Raw genomic sequence first — 15,305 nt, forward strand, 5'->3', positions numbered from 1 at the left:
CTCCGGCACCTGAGCGCCAGGCTCCGGCACCTGAGCGCCAGGCTCCGGCACCTGAGCGCCAGGCTCCGGCACCTGAGCGCCAGGCTCCGGCACCTGAGCGCCAGGCTCCGGCACCTGAGCGCCAGGCTCCGGCACCTGAGCGCCAGGCCCGGCACCCGAGCGCCAGATCCGACGGTGAGGGGTCAGATCAGGTTCCAGCTCAGCGGGGTGCCGCGCGCCACGTTGGTGGTGAACCGGCGGCCCAGCACCCGGTCGATCTCCACTGGGGACAGTCCGCCGGCCGGCCGGATCGAGCGGACGTTCGTGGTGGTCACCTCGTCACCGGCGCGGACGTCCGCCACCACGTACAACGAGCGCCGGAAGCGTAGCCCCTCCTGCTCGGCCGGGGTGGGGCCGACGGCGGTGCCGCCGAGCGCCGCGTGCGCCCGCTCCGTCTCGACGACCAGGGCGGCCAGTTCCGCCGGGTTCAGGGAGAAGTCCGAGTCCACGCCGCCGTCGGCGCGGTCCAGCGTGATGTGCTTCTCGATGAAGCAGGCCCCGAGCGCCACCGAGGCGACCGGTACACCGATGCCGGGGGTGTGGTCGGACAGACCGACCGGCACGCCGAACGCCTCGGCGAGCACCGGGATGCGACGTAGGTTGCTGTCGGCCGGTGGTGCCGGGTAGGCGGCGGTGCAGGCCAGCAACACGATTCCGCCCGCACCGGCGGCCCGGGCGGTGCGTACCGCCGCGTCGATCTCGGCGAGCGTGGCCATCCCGGTGGAGATGACCAACGGCTTGCCGGTGGCGGCGACCAGCCGGATCAACGGCAGGTCGACCAGTTCCGACGACGCGATCTTGTACGCGGGCACGTCCAAGCCTTCCAGCAGTTGCACCGCCGAGGCGTCGAACGGGGAGGAGAAGACGGTCAGGCCCCGTTCCCGAGCCCGCGCGAAGATCGGGCCGTGCCACTCGTACGGGGTGTGGGCCCGCTCGTAGAGCTGGTACAGGTTCTGCCCGGCCCACAGCTCGTGCCCACCGGAGATCCGGAAGGCCGGCGTGTCGACGTCGATGGTGATGGTGTCCGGCCGGTACGTCTGCAACTTCAAGGCGTGCGCGCCGCTCGCCGCCACCGCGTCCACGATGGCCAGTGCCCGATCCAGGTCGCCGTTGTGATTGCCGGACATCTCGGCCACCACGAAGGGGCGTTCACCGGCGCCGACCAGATGCGGCCCGATCTTGAGCGTGGTCATCGCGTTCCGTTTCCGTTCGTCCGTACCAGCGGGCGTGCTTCGGTGGGGTCCGGCGCGGCGCCGGTACCGGTCGACGTGGTCGTCGGTGGGGTGCGCACCCGGCCGGCCAGCCGGTGTACCCGGCGCAGTGCCGCGTACGCCAGATAGCTGTTCCGGCCAACCAGCCGGTGTTTGAGCCCGGCCACGCCGCCCGGTCGGGGGTAGCCGTCGCCGGGGAGGTACCGGCGGTAGTGCTCGGCCACCCGGCGGAAGAAGCGGCGCCGCAGGTGTGGGTGCAGCCGGTCGTCGTTGCCGACCACCACCAGGAAGTGGCTCACCATGAGGTCGAACAGTTCGGCGTGCCAGCGGCCGTCGGGGTGGCGTTGCCCCAGCCAGGCGAAGAGCCGGTCGTACTGCTCGAAGGCGTCGAAGTGCCGGCCGCTGCGGGTCGAGGTGATGGCGCCCTGGCGGCCCAGCCGGTACAGGTAGCAGACCCGGTCGAGCACCGAGATGCGGCTCGCGCCGATCAGCAGCGGATGGCTGAACGGGATGTCCTCGTACCAGCCGGGATGGAAGCGCAGTCCCAACTCGGCCATGAACTCGCGGCGTACCACCTTGTTCCAGGCGGTGTGTTGCACCCGCAACAGCTGTGGCCGGTCGGCCAGCCGCACCACGCCCGGCGTCGCGCGCAGCAGGCGGCTGCTGACGTCCACGTCGCGGCGCCCGCACTCGTACACCCGGAGGTGGTCGATCATCATCACGTCGGGCCGATCCGCGCGCAGCCGGTCGAGTACCGCCGCGATGGTGCCCGCCGGCAGCCAGTCGTCGCTGTCGACGAACCAGACGTACTCGCCGGTGGCCACGTCCAGACCGGCGTTGCGGGCCGGCCCCAGGCCGACGTTCGTCGCCAGGTGCAGCACCCGGACGTTCGGGTGGTCGGCGGCGTACTCGCGCAGCAACTGCCCACAGCCGTCCGGCGAGGCGTCGTTCACCGCGATCAACTCCACGGCGGCGGTCTCGTGCGCCGGCACGCCGTCGTGGATCGAGTCGAGGCATTCCCGCAGGTACGCCTCGACCCCGTAGACCGGTACGACGATGCTCAGCAGCGGCGCTCGGGTTGGCTGAATGGCCACGCCGGACATGTTCGATCGGCGGGGTGGACGGGCCGGGAACCGGACGTGACCGGCAGCGGTGAGGAGATTGAACAGCGGGACAGCAACGATCGAACTCCTGCGATCATGCCCTGCTGTCGCGGTGCCGTCTGGTCCCGACGGATGAGTCGACACCCCAGCGGGTAGGGTGCCCGACGGGCGGCGTCGATCGGGTCGTCCCCGGTAGCCGATCGGATCGGGCCACCTGGCCCCTTGGGAGGAGACGCGCGTGCTGGCGACGCCGCCGACGCCGGAGGTGCTGGCATGACCAGCGCGCCAGTGGCCGCACCGGCGGGCGCCGCGCCCCGCTCTTCGCAGGCGAGCCGGTTACCGTCGTTGACCGGGCTGCGGTGGGTGGCCGCGCTGTTGGTCTTCGGTTTCCACGCCGGCACCATGCGGATCATCGCCGAGCCGGATTACCAGGCGGTGGTCGGCCAGATCTTCACCCTGGGCCTGTCCGGGGTGCAGTTCTTCTTCATCCTCAGCGGCTTCGTGCTGGTCTGGTCGGCCCGACCCCACGACTCCCGGCGGCGATTCTGGCAGCGCCGGTTCGCCAAGATCTATCCGAACCACGTACTGCTCTGGGCCCTGGCCATGTTGGCCGCCGTCTGGTTCGCCGACCCGATCAACCCCGTGGCCGCGCTGGAGAACCTGTTCCTGCTCCAGGCCTGGGATCCCCGGCCGGGGTACTTCTACAGCGTCAACAACGTGAGCTGGTCGCTCTCCTGCGAACTCTTCTTCTATCTGTGCCTGCCGCTGGCCCTGCCGCTGGTGCGGCGGGCCCGGCCCTGGCTGCTGTGGGCCGTGGTGATCGCCGTTCCGCTGCTGATCCTGGCGCTGTGGCCGGCCCAGACGCTGGTGCCCGAGCAGAGCCGGTGGTGGTTCACCCAGGTCTTTCCCCTGGTCCGCTCGCTGGAGTTCTGGATGGGGGTGGCCGCCGCCGAGCTGATGCTGCGGGGGCGCTGGCGCGGACCCCGCCTGCCCCTGGCGGGCCTGATCTTCGTGGCGACCTGGGTGGTCGCCTCCCAGTGGATTCGGGCCGAGCTCTGGGCGGCACTGCTGTCGGCGGCGTACGTCGTGCTGATCGCCGCGGCGGCGGACGCCGACGTGCGGGGGTACCGCTCGCCGCTGCGTTCCCGCCCGATGGTCTGGCTCGGTGAGGTCTCGTTCGCCTTCTACCTGGTGCACGTGTTCGTGATCATGACCATCCTCCGGCTCACCGGCGACTGGGGGACCGGCCTGCCCGGTTGGTGGGGCCCGGCCGCGGTGATCGGTTTCCTGCTGCTCACGCTGGGACTCGCCGCGCTGGTGCACCGGTTCGTCGAACAGCCGATGATGCGCCGCCTGGCCCCACGCCGGCCGGCCCCGCCGAGCCAGGCGATCTCGGCCCCTGACGCCGGGCAGCCCGAGGGCGTCCAACCCGGACGGTAGTCACCGGACATCCGACCAGCGGAGCGAGTACGAACCCGGACAATTTCGTCGCCACGACACGCCCGGCGGCGGTGCGGTTCCTGGGCGGTGGCGGTAGCGTGACAGCGTGCCTCCCGTCGTCCCCGCCCGTCCTCTGTGGTGGCTGGCGCGCTGGGCGGCACGACTGCTGACCGGGTTCGCGGTGGCCGCCGCGTTCACCCTCGGCGCCTGGGCGCTGCCCGCCCACGCCACGCCCACCGGTGACGTCGACCCGGCGGCGCTCGCAAGGCAGCTCACCGCGGTCAGCTCCGCCCAGCCGGCGACCGGCGCGGTGGGGCCACAGGCATCCCACGGGTGGGCCGCGATCCAGTCGGCGGGCGACCCGCAGGGCTTGAGCGACGAGGGCCGCGACCCGGGTGGCTGGCCGGTGCCGGTGTCGCCGGCCCGCCCGCAGCAGGGCGCCGACCCGGCCATCACGGGCGACGACGCCGCGCATCCCGCGACGGCCACCCCGGGCGTCCGCACCGCCCGCGCTCCGCCCCGCTCCTGATTCCACCGCCCGCACCGCCGAGGTGATCCGGACGTCCGCCGTACGGCCGTCCCGGTCCGCCGTCCCGCCGCCGAGCCGGCCGGAACCAGCGACGGTTCGCCGTGACCGGGACCCGGCGCGGATGCCGTCCTCCGACACTTCACGCACGGCCGATCCGGCCTCGCCGCCAGGTGGCGATCCGGCTTCGGTGCTACCCACAGCCGTCGCATCATCTCCCGCGAGGTACCGACATGGAGAAGACCGTTCTCTACCAGTTCCTGATTGACGTGCCCCGGGCCGCCGCCATCTGGTCGGTGCTGCTGGTGCTCGCGCTGGGCGTACTCACCGTGCTGGTCGCCCGGCCCGAGCCGGTCCAGTCGACCGGCCAGGACCCGGACACCCCCGACGACGATGACGTCGCGGCGGACCTGCGCCGCTATGCCGGCGAGGTGGCCGTGGCCGCGGCCGGTGCCGCCCAGAACGCCAGCCGCCGCCGCGACGCGTGGCAGCGGGCCCAGGCGGAACTCGACCGCGCCTGGGCCGCGTACGACGAGGCGGAGTCGGCCGCCCGGCGGCTCGCCGCAGCCGCCGCGCTGCCCAGCCCCGCTACGGTGCGCACCCCTGCCGAGTACGTGGCCCGGGAACGCTGGCTGCACCGCGCCGTGATGACCGCGCACTGGCGCGGTGACCTGTCGATCCGGCAGCTCACCGACGCCCTGGCGCACCGGTCCGGCTGGGACCCCCGGCGCCACCCCGTGGAGCAGGAGATCTTTCTCGCCCGGGTGGTACGCGACGGCCGCCTGGCGGCCTACCAGGCGGCCCGGCAGCAGGAGCGCGACGCGTGGCGGACGGCGGAGCTGGCGGCCGAGGCGGCCGGTGCGCTCTCCACCGAGGCGTACGCCGCCGCGCAGCGGCTGCGACCGGCCCTGCTACCGGCGCCGCGTCGGGTGGCCATCGGCCGGCCCGCCGCGGTTCTGCGCTGGCGGCCGGCCCGGGTGGGCTGAGCTCGGTCACCCGCCGTATGCGCGGGCCCCGGCAGGTGACCGGCCGACAATTGCGTGACCCCGGTCACAGTGTCTGGAAAATCGGTCAGCCGGCACGCTAGGTCGAACATTCGGCGTAATGGTCGGGGCATTGTTTACGGGCGGTCCGGTTATCACCCGACGGTGCTGTCCTGGCGGGGAGTCCCATTGAGCGACGACAGTTCCCCGATTCCCGAAAAAATTGGCAGTAGATCATGTTTAAGCAGGTCAGGACAGCTTGGCGCGAGCCGGGCCGGCCAGTAGTGTCGGCGCGTCCGGTGCGGTAACCGATCGCAGAAGGCGACGCCGCGCCGACCCGCTCAATCGTGATCTCACGAACCGGGGACCCACTGCACCACTGGGGTGAATCCGCGAGCCTTGGCCCGCGGTAGGGCGATCTTCCCGCCCGAATCCGTCAGCTAACCCGGTCGGCGGTGTCGGAAGGAGTTCCCACCCTCGTGCAGCCCAATTCGATCCCCCTGATTGTCCCCCGCCTCCACGGCACCGCGGTGCCTGCGCTCGCCGGGTCGGTCTCCGCGAGCTAGGTCCACCGCCGCCCGGTTCCCGGGCGCATCTTCTGAAACGGCACGTCCGCGTACTCGCCGCGGTCGTCGGCCCCTGCGTGCCGACTGACCGCCGGAGCCGGTACGCCGTGCCCCCCTCAGCCCCGTGGAGGAATCCGTGAAGCACACCGTCAAGCGTCAGCTCCGCCGGCTGACCACCGAACGCCCCTATCAGGTCGTCGCCGCGTCGGCGGCGCTCGTGCTGGCCACCGGCGCCGGTGCGCTGCTCGCCCGGACCGACGTCCCCGCAGCCGACGCGCACAACACGACCGCGGTCGCGGAGTTGCGCGACGACGCCCTGGCGTCGCGCAGCCTGGCCCGGGTCGACCCGGCCGCCACCCCGAGCGACCCGGTTCCGAGCAGCGCCGCCCCGAGCACTGCCGCGCCGAGCAGCGCCGCTGCCTCGCCGTCGCCGCAGGCCACCTCGGCGGACCCGGACGTGGCCAGCAAGAAGGCCGCGCCGAAGCCGCCGGCCAAGAAGGTGCTGGAGTACGACTACCAGGCCCAGACCACCGGCTACTACTGCGGCCCGGCGGCGGTGCGCAACGCGCTCAGTGCCGCCGGTATCGACCGGGACCAGGACACCCTGGCCACCCAACTCGGCACCACCTACGCCGGCACCAACTCGGCCGAGGACACCACCCGGGTCCTCAACGCCGCGGTGGAGGGCAAGCCGTACGAGACGACCATGCTGCCCGGCGGCTCGGCGACACCGGCCCAGATGGACCAGCTCCAGGCCGATGTCGTGGCCGCCGTCGCCGACGGGCGCAGCGTGGTGGTGAACGTCGCCGGCAGCGCCACGGACACCACCGGCGGCTGGCACTCCTTCCCCGGCGGCCACTACATCGCGGTGGTGGGCTACGAGGACGACGGCCGGCTGGTGAAGATCGCCGACTCGGCCGACCCGTCGTACTACTCGTACTGGATGAGCACCATCGATCTGGCCAACTGGGCTGCCACCCGCGGTTACTCCTCCTGACCGGCAGCTTCTCCTGATCGACTACGGCGAGGGCGCCCGGACCTTTGGTCCGGGCGCCCTCGCCGTTGCGGTGTTCGGGTTACCGGTCGGCGCCGTCAGTAGTTGATGAAACCGTAGAGCGCCATGTGGTTCGACTTGGTGCCACTCACCGTGTAGTCGATGCTCGACGGCTGTACGTCACCCCTGACGAAGATGTAGTCGATCTTGCTGGAGCCGCTGGTCGCCCTCGACCCGTAGCCGGTCATGCCGAAGCCGCTCAGGGTGTTCGCGTTGATGCCGGTCCGGTTCGCGTCGATGCCGACGATCCGGATCGTCGAGTTGTTCATCAGTCTGGTCGCGTCCGTGCCGATGTGGATACCGGTGTTGCTGATGCCCGTGATGCCGTCCCCGGCACAGGCGTTCTGCCGGTTCTGCTCCGGCAGGTGCATGGTGGCGGCGAAGACGCTGGTCCCGGTCGCCTTGATGGTGAACCGGGCGGCGATGGCGCTGGTGCGCTTCCACTTGTGGGCGTTCGTGGTGCCGTCGTCGTTGTTCGGCGGCTTGTAGAGCGTGCAGCCGGCGCCGTTGTTGTAGGCCGTGTTGGGCTTCAGCCAGCCCGCGCTCCAGTACTTCGAGATGTCGTCGGCGGCGAGGCTGAGCGTGCGGCTGTTCCAGATGATGGCGTTGGTCTGCTTCTTCTTCAGGTCGCCCAGGGACTGGTCGCTGCACTTGTGCGTACCACCCCACGGCTCCGGGTCGGTCCACACCACGATCGCGCGGTAGGTGCCGGCCGGGTAACCGAACTTGGTGCCCAGCTGGTTCGCGTACGCCTCTGCCTGGCCCGTGCCGCGCACCTGCTGCACCAGCAGCAGGTCGGGGGCGACCACCCCGGCGGTCCCCTTCTGCCCGTTGTCGTCCACCAGCATCGAGGTGAGCTGGTCCGGCCCGGTGACGCGCGTGCAGGTCCCGTCGGAGTTGTTCACCACGAGGTTCTCGATGTTGTTGTTGTAGACCCGAAGGACCCGATCCGCAGCCGCGGCACCCACGTTCTCGTCCGGCTCCAGTTCGGCGGCGGCGGCCGACGCCGGGAGGACGAGCAGTACGGCCACGGCGGCGGCCATCAGACCTGACCGATTCCTCAGCTGCAAGACACACTCCTGTCGAGGAACGTTCGGTGGCGCCCCGCGCGCCATCAGCGGGCACTCTACATTGATCTTGATCGTGCCGAGGCCCGAGTGGTCAATCAGGACGATTGCCGGGAGGCGGACAATCATGAGGACCCGACAACGGCGTGGGCCGCCGGTGACGGCGGCCCGCAGCGGGCTGGACCGCTTCCGATGTCGGGTGCCGGTCGCCGGTCTCGCCGCGGCCGTCCGGACGCTGGCAGACTGCGTGCATGGTCGACGAATCAGCTGACCGTTCAGTCCTGCTGCTGCATGGGATGGGCGGGACCGGGGACGTGTGGCTGCCCTGGGCGCCGCTGCTGGAACGCCGCTGGCCCGGGCGGTGGTCGGCACCCGATCTGGCCGGCCACGGCGGGTCGCCCCCGCTACCGGCGTACGCGTTCGCCGGGCTCGCCGATCAGGTCGCCGCGAGCCTGGACCCCGACGGCCGGGTGATCGTGCTGGGGCACTCGCTCGGCGGTGTGGTCGGCCTGGCGCTGGCCGCCGCGAGTCGGTCGGTCACGGTGGAGGCGGTGGTCGGGCTCGGCATCAAGGCCGTGTGGTCCCCGGCCGAGTTGGCCCGCGCCGCTGATCTCGCGGCCCGCCCGGTCACCTGGTTCGACAGCCGTGACGAGGCGGCGCGGCGATACCTGCGCGTCGCCGGCCTGGCCGACCTGCTCGCCCCCGACCATCCCGCCGTGACGGCCGGGCTGCGGCAGGTGGACGGCCGGTGGCGGCTGGCGATGGACCCGGCCGCGTTCGGCGTCGGCGAGCCCGACCTGACCGCCCTGCTGGCCGCGATCGACGCGCCGGTCCTGCTGGCCCGGGGCGAACACGACCCGATGGTCTCCGACGCACAGCTCAAGGAGTACGGCGTGCCGGTGGTCACGCTGCCCGGGCTCGGCCACAACGCCCACGTCGAGGATCCGGCGGCCGTACTGGCCCTGCTCGACGCCGTACGCTGACCGGCCGCGGTCGCCGTCCCGGTCAGGCGGTCTCGCCGTCGTTGGCCGACTGGGGCGAGGACTGCTCGGGCTTCTTGCGGAACCACAGCGAGACCCCGGCCAGGGCACATGCCGCGCCGCCGGCCGCGATCGCCGTCTTCGCCACCTCGGGAAAATCTTCCAGGAACGGGAAGGCCTTCGAGAGGGCCAGCGCCACGAACGCGATCAGCAACAGGAGAACGGCAAGGATCCGCGGTCGAATCATGGCTGCCATTGGACCACACCTCGACGACCGCCCCATGGGCACCGTCCACTGTGGCCCATGCTGCTCAGGTGGCGGGGGAGAGCGGTGCGTCGCTGGCGATCCGGGGGGTCGGCGCGGCCCAGGCCGGGTCCAACTCGCGCCGGGCCGCCGCCAGAAACGCCTCGGCGTACGCCCCGGCCGGGAAGTCGCCCAGGTAACGCCGCCGGGTGGCCCAGCGGGCGTCGGCGAGCGGGTCGGTGTCGAGTAGCCGCGTCAGCACGTCGTCCAGGTCGGCCATGTCCCGGCGCAGCACGTAGCCGGCGGTGGCCAACGGGAACCGTTCGAGGAACCGGTCACCGTCGGCACCGGTGTCGGTGACGGCGTACGGCTTGCCCGAGTACAGCCAGTCGGAGACCACCCCGGAGACGTCGGAGACCAGGGCATCCGCGCGGTTCACCGACTCGGCCAGGGTCAGCCGGGTCGCGGCGGCACCGAACAGGTGCTGGCGGCCGGTGCGCGCCCGGTCGGCGGCGAGCAGATCGTGCAGCCGACCCAACTGGCGGGCCGAGGCCGGATTCTGCGAGGTGTACGGGTGGGGACGCAGGATCACCGTGGCGCCCCGGTCGAGCAGCCGGCGCAGCAGCGTCTCGGCCATCGGCAGCGAACAGTAGTCGGCGTCGGCGTGGTGCCCGGTCCAGGTGGGGGTGTAGAGCACCGTCGGATCGGGCCGGCCACGGACCGGGCCGGTGCGTACCTCGATCGCCTCGACCTGAGGGCGGCCGACCACCACGAACTTCTCGGCCGGTATCTGCACCCCGGCCCGGGCGTACCGGTCGATGGCGGCCTTGCCGGCGACGAAGATCCGGTCGAAGATCGCCGACACCGGGTTGGCGCTGGACGCCTTGTCGCTGTCGCCGTGGTGCAGCTGCACGTGGGTGAGCTGGGTGAACCGGAGGCAGTGGTTGTTCTTGGCGCCGTGGTTGACGTAGAACGCCACCCGCAGGCTCGGCACCAGCACCTCGTCCATGCTGCGCAGGGTGGGGCAGTAGACCACCGGGGCGGTGGTCGCGGCGGCGATGGCGGGCAGTGCCTCCGGCTCCCGCAGCATCACCACGAACGGCCGGCCGATCCGCTCCAGGTACGGCAGCCACATGGTGGCCTGGTACTCGGACCCGGGCGGGGCGGAGAAGTACAGCATGAACTCCGGCTGCTGCCGGCGCAGTGCCCGGGTCATCGGCGAGCCGCCGGCCCCGGGCCGCAACCGCCGCCGGACCAGTTCGACGGCGACCGCGCCGGCGGCGGCACCCACGAGCAGGCTCGCCACCAGGGCGACCGTGGCGGGCAGACCCGCCAGAGCGGCCAGCGCCAGCACCGCGAGCAGACCCGCCACGGCGTCACCGAGGCGGGCCGCGACCTGCGGCGCCCAGGTGTGTACCGGCAGGTTGGCGGCGAGGACCTCCAGGTTCCCGGCCCCACGCAGCGGGCCGGTGAACATCACCAGCCCCAGCAGGATCAGGGCGGTACCGGCCAGGGCCGGGTCGAAGCCGGCGTCGAGTTGCCGGGCATAGCCGACCAACACCCCGGCCGCGATCAGGGTGGTTTCCGCGACGCCGTCGGCGCCGGGGCGGACCCGGCGCTCCCAGACCGTGGCGGCGAGGGCGATCACCGACAGCCCGAGCCCCCACGTGGTCGCGCCGGTGAGCGCGACCACGACGAACGCCAGGACCGCCGTTCCGGTGGCCAGGCCCCGGGCGACCAACTTCCTGACCAGGTCACCACGCATCTCGGTGTCGCCTCCGCGGTCGTCGTGCGTCGGTCAGCCGACGGGGGCGGCGCTGGTCGGCTGACCGGCCTGGGCCGGCACGACGGCGGCCGGCGCCTCGCCGGGCGGCCGGCGAACGTCGATCACCTGGCCGGTGAGGTCGGAGATCAGTACGTCCAGCGACGCCTGGGCGACGGTCTCGGCGGCGAGCAGCGTGTGCTCGGGCTCGGACCCGAACGCCTTGGTCCGCATCGGGGTGGCGGTCCGCTCCGGGTTGATGATGTTCACCCGTACGCCGAGTTCGGCCCACTCGTCCGACAGTGCCTGGGTGAGGTTCACCAGCGCCGCCTTGGTCGCCGAGTAGAGCGCGTAGTCGGCCCGGCCCCGGGTGTACGAGCTGGAGGTGTAGAGCAGCAGCTGACCCTTGGTGTGCTGGAGGTAGGGCAGGGACTGCCGGGCCACCGTCACCGGGCCGACGAAGTTGACCTGGAGCACCCGGTCGATGGTCTCCTGGTCCATCTCGGCCAGCGCGCCCTTCTCCAGGATCCCGGCGGTGACCACCACGTGGTCGATCCGCCCGGTGGCGTCGAAGGCGGCCTTCAGCGCGGCCTCGACGTCCTCCGGACGCTCGACGTGGGTGCCGGTGCTGGAACGGCTGAACGGGAAGACCTGGGCGCCGTAGCTTCGGGCCAGCTCGGCCAGGTCGTGGCCGATGCCGTAGCTGCCGCCGAACACGACGATCGTGCGGCCCGAGACCTCCTCGCTGTAGGCGCGGCGGTCGGTCAGCCGGGGCACCTTGGCGGCGGCCAGCTGGAACAGCTTGTCCGCCAGGTGTACGTCGACCGGGTGGGTGACCTTGATGTTCTCGTCCGAGCCGTCGATCACCTTGATCGACACCTCGGGGAGGTACCGCAGCACCACACCGCAGTCGTCGGTGGCGGCGAAGTTCGGGTCACCCTCGGCCCGCCGGTACGCCTCCCGGATGGTGCTGGAGCGGAACGCCTGCGGGGTCTGCCCCCGGCGCAGCGTGGACCGCACCGGGATGTCGGTGATGCACTCGTCCTCGTCGACCTGGATGATCGTGTCGGCCGACGGGATGGCCACGTCGACCGCCGCGTACGTCCAGAGGGCGTTGACGCACTCCCGGACGATCCGGCCGCTGAGCAGGGGGCGCACCGCGTCGTGGAAGAGGATGTTGCAATCCTCCTCGCCCACCGCGTCCAGCGCGACGCGGGTGGTGGCGTTGCGGGTGTCGCCACCCTCGATGACCTTGGTGACCTTGCGGAAGCCGGCCTTGTCCACGATCTGCTGCGCCTCGGCGACGTGGCCGCTGGCCATCAGGACGATGATCTCGTCGATCTCCGCCGCGGCCTCGAAGACGGCCAGGGTGTGCTCGATGATCGGCTTACCGGCGATCTTCAGGAGCTGTTTGGGGATGCCGAGGCCGAGCCGGGTGCCGGTGCCGCCGGCCAGCACCACGGCCACCGTCCGTGAGGGTCGCCACGGCGCCGGGTTTTGCGGCGTGGTGCCCGAATCGGTGGTCTGGTCCTGCGTCATTGCCGGTCCTCACTCTCGGTGCATGGCTGCGGTGGGGTAGGTGAAAAGAAGGTGTCGTCGGCGCGGCGACGGGATGAACGATAACGCGGCCCGCACCGACCGGGCGGGCGCGCTGCCGCCCGGACGATGCCGGACATTCACCGGAACTCTACTTGCCGTTGGTGAATGCCTCGTATGCCTTCAACACCTCGGCAGTGGGGCCGTCCATCCTGATCAGCCCCGATTCCAGCCAGATTGTCCGTTCACACGTGTCGCGAACCGACGAGAGCTGGTGGCTGACCAGGAACACCGTGCCGGCGTTCTCCCGCAGTTGCCGTACCCGCGCCTCGCTGCGCTTGCGGAACTGCTTGTCACCGGTGGCCAGCGCCTCGTCGATCAACAGCACGTCGTGCTGCTTGGCGGCGGCGATGGAGAACCGCAGCCGGGCCGACATGCCGGAGGAGTACGTGCGCATCGGCAGCGAGGCGAAGTCGCCCCGCTGGTTGATGCCGGAGAACTCGATGATCTCCGGCAGTTGGCGCTGCACCTCGGCCGGGGACATGCCCATGGCCAGGCAGCCGAGCGTGACGTTGCGCTCCCCGGGCAGGTCGTTGAGCAGGGCGGCGTTCACCCCGAGCAGCGACGGCTGGCCCTCGGTGTAGACCGCTCCCCGTTCCACCGGCAGCAGCCCGGCGATGGCCCGCAGCAGGGTCGACTTGCCGGAGCCGTTGGTGCCGATCAGCCCGATCGCCTCGCCCCGGTACGCGGTGAAGGTCACCCCGCGTACGGCGTGCACCTGCCGGACGTTCGGTGCCGAGGAGCGGGTCACCAACCGCCGCAGCGCGGCGACCGGGCTGTTGCTGCCGCTGCCGCCCTTGTGCACCCGGTAGACGACATGGGCGTCGTCCACCACCACCGTCGGAATCCGTTCCTGGATCCGGGGCAGGGTCACCGTCACGTCGTTGGACATCGCCAGGTGGTCAACCACGGCCGTACTCCTGTTCGCCGCGCCAGAAGTAAAGGTAGCCTCCGAGGCCCATCACGACCGACCAGCCGATCGCGACCAGCCAGGTCAGCGGCAGGGAGTCGTTGAGCAGGGGAGTGTTCTCCAGCAGCGCGACCCGGGCCAGCTCGATGTAGACCAGCATCGGGTTGAACTGCACGATGGCGGTGGCCCAGCCCGGCAGGTTCTCGGCGAACAGTTCGACGCTGTAGAGCACGCCGGAGCCGTACATCCAGGTCCGCAGGACGAAGGGCATGACCTGCTTGAGGTCGGTGGCCTTGGCGCCCAGCCGGGCCACCGTCATGGTCAGCCCGGCGTTGAACACCGTCTGGAGCAGGATCGCCGGCACCAGCATCAGCCACATCAGGGTGATCGGCTCGCCGGTGGCCAGCACGATGGCGAGCAGCACGATCATCGAGCCGAGCAGCTGCTGGAACTGGGTGATGGTGATGGCCAGCGGCAGGCAGGCCCGGGGGAAGTGCAGGGCGCGGATCAGGCCGAGGTTGCCGCTGATCGCCTGGGTGCCGTTCTGCACGCTGGTCTGGGTGAAGTTGAAGATGAACAGCCCAGCGGTGAGGTAGGCGATGAAGTTGTCCATGTCCCGGCTCTGCTGGAGCACCAGGCCGAAGATCAGGTAGTAGACCGCCGCGTTGGTCAGCGGGGTGAGCACCTGCCAGAGCTGCCCGAGGCGGGCGTTGCTGAACGAGGCGGCCAGCTTGGCGTTGGCGTACGCCGTGATGAAGTGCCGGTAGCGCCAGAGCTGGCCGCTGTAGCTGGCCAGCGAGGGGCGTTGACCGGCCATGCGCAGCCCGTGTCGGGCGGCCAGCTGGGCTGGCGGCAGGCCGGAGCCGGGATCGGCCAGCGTGGTGTTGGCCATGGGGATGGGCGCTCCGATCTTGTCGAGCCGGCGGGTGCGTTCGCGACGATGGAATCTAGCGTGTTCGTACCCGGAGCGCCGCCTCGCCGCTGCGTGGACAGTAGTCCGAAAGACGTCGGGACGCAACCGTACCGTCGTTGCGGTACATTGTTCTCCGTGACAGCCGAGAAGAGTCCCAGGTGACGACCGGGAAGAGGCGTGCGCCGGCCGGTGCGGCGGTGCTTCGTGGTGAGATCACCACGGCCATCCGCCGTGCCCTGATGCAGGAACTCGCCGCGGTCGGCTACGGCCGGCTCTCCATCGAGGCGGTGGCCCGCCGGGCCGGAGTCAGCAAGACGGCGATCTATCGTCGGTGGAACTCGAAGCTGGACCTCGTCCTGGAGGTGGTCAACGCCGCCGCCGGTGCTCGGCTGCCCGCGCTGGACACCGGCAGCCTGCGCAGCGACCTCGCCCTGCTCTTCCAGGTGGTGGCGCACGCCCTCGGGCATCCACTGGCCTCGCAGATCATCCCGGATCTGCTGGCCGAGGCGGCTCGGAACCCGACCATCGACGAGACGCTCCAGCAGGTGCTGCGGGCCCGGCAACAGGAAATCGTCGGCCGGCTGATCAGCCGGGCGGTGCAGCGGGGTGAACTGCCGGCCACCACCGACCCGGACGTGGCGGTGGACCTGATCGTCGGGCCGCTGTACTGGCGGCTGGCCATCGCCCGCACCCCGTTCACCGACAGCTACCTGGAGACCCTGGTGGACTCGGTGGTGCGTGCGCTCGGCACCGCGGACACCCTGCCCCGCCAGCGCGAGGCGCCGACACCCGGTTGAGCTGGGCGGGGCTGGGGTACCACCTGAGGGCCCGCCCCCTACCCGGGTCCGGACCGTCGCCGCCGCGCGCGTCGGCTCGACCGGGCCCTCAGGGACGACTACTACTCTCGGTGT

General features: G+C 71.3%; 14 protein-coding genes and 1 riboswitch. Of the genes, 6 read left to right on the forward strand and 8 right to left on the reverse strand.

Annotated features, from left to right (window positions below; genetic code table 11):
• Positions 1 to 182: 182 nt before the first annotated feature.
• On the reverse strand, positions 183 to 1,232 hold the full coding sequence (pseI, locus tag E0H26_RS17145) for a pseudaminic acid synthase (protein WP_131304702.1): 1,050 nt from the start codon (positions 1,230 to 1,232) through the stop codon (positions 183 to 185).
• Positions 1,229 to 2,344 carry a glycosyltransferase family 2 protein gene (locus E0H26_RS17150; protein WP_240742233.1) on the reverse strand — a complete coding sequence of 372 codons (1,116 nt, stop codon included), beginning with the start codon at positions 2,342 to 2,344 and terminating at the stop codon, positions 1,229 to 1,231. The genes pseI and E0H26_RS17150 overlap by 4 nt, the downstream gene beginning before the upstream one ends.
• A 282-nt stretch (positions 2,345 to 2,626) precedes the next feature.
• Between E0H26_RS17150 and E0H26_RS17155 the strand changes: the two genes are divergently transcribed.
• From E0H26_RS17155 to E0H26_RS17170, 4 genes are all read left to right on the forward strand, one after another.
• The gene (locus E0H26_RS17155; protein WP_131304706.1) at positions 2,627 to 3,793 is read left to right on the forward strand and encodes an acyltransferase family protein; all 1,167 of its coding nucleotides are present in this window, start codon (positions 2,627 to 2,629) and stop codon (positions 3,791 to 3,793) included.
• Between the two features lie 106 nt (positions 3,794 to 3,899).
• Complete coding sequence (locus E0H26_RS17160; RefSeq protein ID WP_131304708.1) at positions 3,900 to 4,322, forward strand: hypothetical protein; 423 nt, start codon at positions 3,900 to 3,902, stop codon at positions 4,320 to 4,322.
• A 230-nt stretch (positions 4,323 to 4,552) separates the two neighbouring features.
• Positions 4,553 to 5,305: a hypothetical protein gene (locus E0H26_RS17165; protein WP_131304709.1), complete on the forward strand. Its 753-nt coding sequence runs from the start codon at positions 4,553 to 4,555 to the stop codon at positions 5,303 to 5,305.
• A 325-nt stretch (positions 5,306 to 5,630) separates the two neighbouring features.
• Positions 5,631 to 5,772: riboswitch (cyclic di-AMP (ydaO/yuaA leader) on the forward strand.
• A gap of 220 nt (positions 5,773 to 5,992) precedes the next feature.
• Positions 5,993 to 6,865 (forward strand): C39 family peptidase, encoded by an 873-nt coding sequence (locus E0H26_RS17170; protein ID WP_131304711.1) that lies wholly within the window; start codon positions 5,993 to 5,995, stop codon positions 6,863 to 6,865.
• 95 nt (positions 6,866 to 6,960) lie between these two features.
• Here the strand turns inward: E0H26_RS17170 and E0H26_RS17175 are convergent, their stop codons facing one another.
• Positions 6,961 to 7,992 carry a hypothetical protein gene (locus tag E0H26_RS17175; RefSeq protein ID WP_206025197.1) on the reverse strand — a complete coding sequence of 344 codons (1,032 nt, stop codon included), beginning with the start codon at positions 7,990 to 7,992 and terminating at the stop codon, positions 6,961 to 6,963.
• Between the two features lie 248 nt (positions 7,993 to 8,240).
• On the opposite strand from E0H26_RS17175, the gene E0H26_RS17180 reads away from it, so the two are divergent.
• Positions 8,241 to 8,972: an alpha/beta fold hydrolase gene (locus E0H26_RS17180; RefSeq protein ID WP_131304713.1), complete on the forward strand. Its 732-nt coding sequence runs from the start codon at positions 8,241 to 8,243 to the stop codon at positions 8,970 to 8,972.
• 22 nt (positions 8,973 to 8,994) lie between these two features.
• Here E0H26_RS17180 and E0H26_RS17185 read toward each other — a convergent pair whose 3' ends face one another.
• The 5 genes from E0H26_RS17185 to E0H26_RS17205 all read right to left on the reverse strand — a co-directional run bounded on the left by E0H26_RS17185 (position 8,995) and on the right by E0H26_RS17205 (position 14,373).
• Entirely contained in the window at positions 8,995 to 9,216 is a 222-nt protein-coding gene (locus tag E0H26_RS17185; protein ID WP_240742234.1) for a hypothetical protein, read from the reverse strand.
• Between the two features lie 64 nt (positions 9,217 to 9,280).
• Entirely contained in the window at positions 9,281 to 10,978 is a 1,698-nt protein-coding gene (locus E0H26_RS17190; RefSeq protein WP_131304717.1) for a CDP-glycerol glycerophosphotransferase family protein, read from the reverse strand.
• 33 nt (positions 10,979 to 11,011) lie between these two features.
• Positions 11,012 to 12,514 carry a bifunctional cytidylyltransferase/SDR family oxidoreductase gene (locus tag E0H26_RS17195; RefSeq protein ID WP_131304719.1) on the reverse strand — a complete coding sequence of 501 codons (1,503 nt, stop codon included), beginning with the start codon at positions 12,512 to 12,514 and terminating at the stop codon, positions 11,012 to 11,014.
• Between the two features lie 148 nt (positions 12,515 to 12,662).
• Positions 12,663 to 13,463 (reverse strand): ABC transporter ATP-binding protein, encoded by an 801-nt coding sequence (locus E0H26_RS17200; RefSeq protein ID WP_131304992.1) that lies wholly within the window; start codon positions 13,461 to 13,463, stop codon positions 12,663 to 12,665.
• Positions 13,464 to 13,473: 10 nt separating this feature from the next.
• The gene (locus E0H26_RS17205; protein WP_131304721.1) at positions 13,474 to 14,373 is read right to left on the reverse strand and encodes an ABC transporter permease; all 900 of its coding nucleotides are present in this window, start codon (positions 14,371 to 14,373) and stop codon (positions 13,474 to 13,476) included.
• A 218-nt stretch (positions 14,374 to 14,591) separates the two neighbouring features.
• On the opposite strand from E0H26_RS17205, the gene E0H26_RS17210 reads away from it, so the two are divergent.
• Positions 14,592 to 15,191, forward strand: coding sequence for a TetR/AcrR family transcriptional regulator (locus E0H26_RS17210; RefSeq protein ID WP_131304994.1), 600 nt, complete (start codon positions 14,592 to 14,594; stop codon positions 15,189 to 15,191).
• The last annotated feature ends 114 nt before the right edge of the window (positions 15,192 to 15,305 follow it).

The sequence above is a fragment of the Micromonospora zingiberis genome (assembly GCF_004331455.1).
Classification (GTDB): Bacteria; Actinomycetota; Actinomycetes; order Mycobacteriales; family Micromonosporaceae; genus Micromonospora; species Micromonospora zingiberis.

What these genes read in the sequence shown, in the direction of transcription:
- pseI (WP_131304702.1), bottom strand. Translation starts at nt 1,232, where the DNA reads ATGACCACGCTCAAGATCGGGCCGCATCTGGTCGGCGCCGGTGAACGC.
- E0H26_RS17155 (WP_131304706.1), top strand. Translation starts at nt 2,627, where the DNA reads ATGACCAGCGCGCCAGTGGCCGCACCGGCGGGCGCCGCGCCCCGCTCT.
- E0H26_RS17200 (WP_131304992.1), bottom strand. Translation starts at nt 13,463, where the DNA reads ATGTCCAACGACGTGACGGTGACCCTGCCCCGGATCCAGGAACGGATT.
- E0H26_RS17185 (WP_240742234.1), bottom strand. Translation starts at nt 9,216, where the DNA reads ATGATTCGACCGCGGATCCTTGCCGTTCTCCTGTTGCTGATCGCGTTC.
- E0H26_RS17190 (WP_131304717.1), bottom strand. Translation starts at nt 10,978, where the DNA reads ATGCGTGGTGACCTGGTCAGGAAGTTGGTCGCCCGGGGCCTGGCCACC.
- E0H26_RS17205 (WP_131304721.1), bottom strand. Translation starts at nt 14,373, where the DNA reads ATGGCCAACACCACGCTGGCCGATCCCGGCTCCGGCCTGCCGCCAGCC.
- E0H26_RS17165 (WP_131304709.1), top strand. Translation starts at nt 4,553, where the DNA reads ATGGAGAAGACCGTTCTCTACCAGTTCCTGATTGACGTGCCCCGGGCC.
- E0H26_RS17195 (WP_131304719.1), bottom strand. Translation starts at nt 12,514, where the DNA reads ATGACGCAGGACCAGACCACCGATTCGGGCACCACGCCGCAAAACCCG.
- E0H26_RS17180 (WP_131304713.1), top strand. Translation starts at nt 8,241, where the DNA reads ATGGTCGACGAATCAGCTGACCGTTCAGTCCTGCTGCTGCATGGGATG.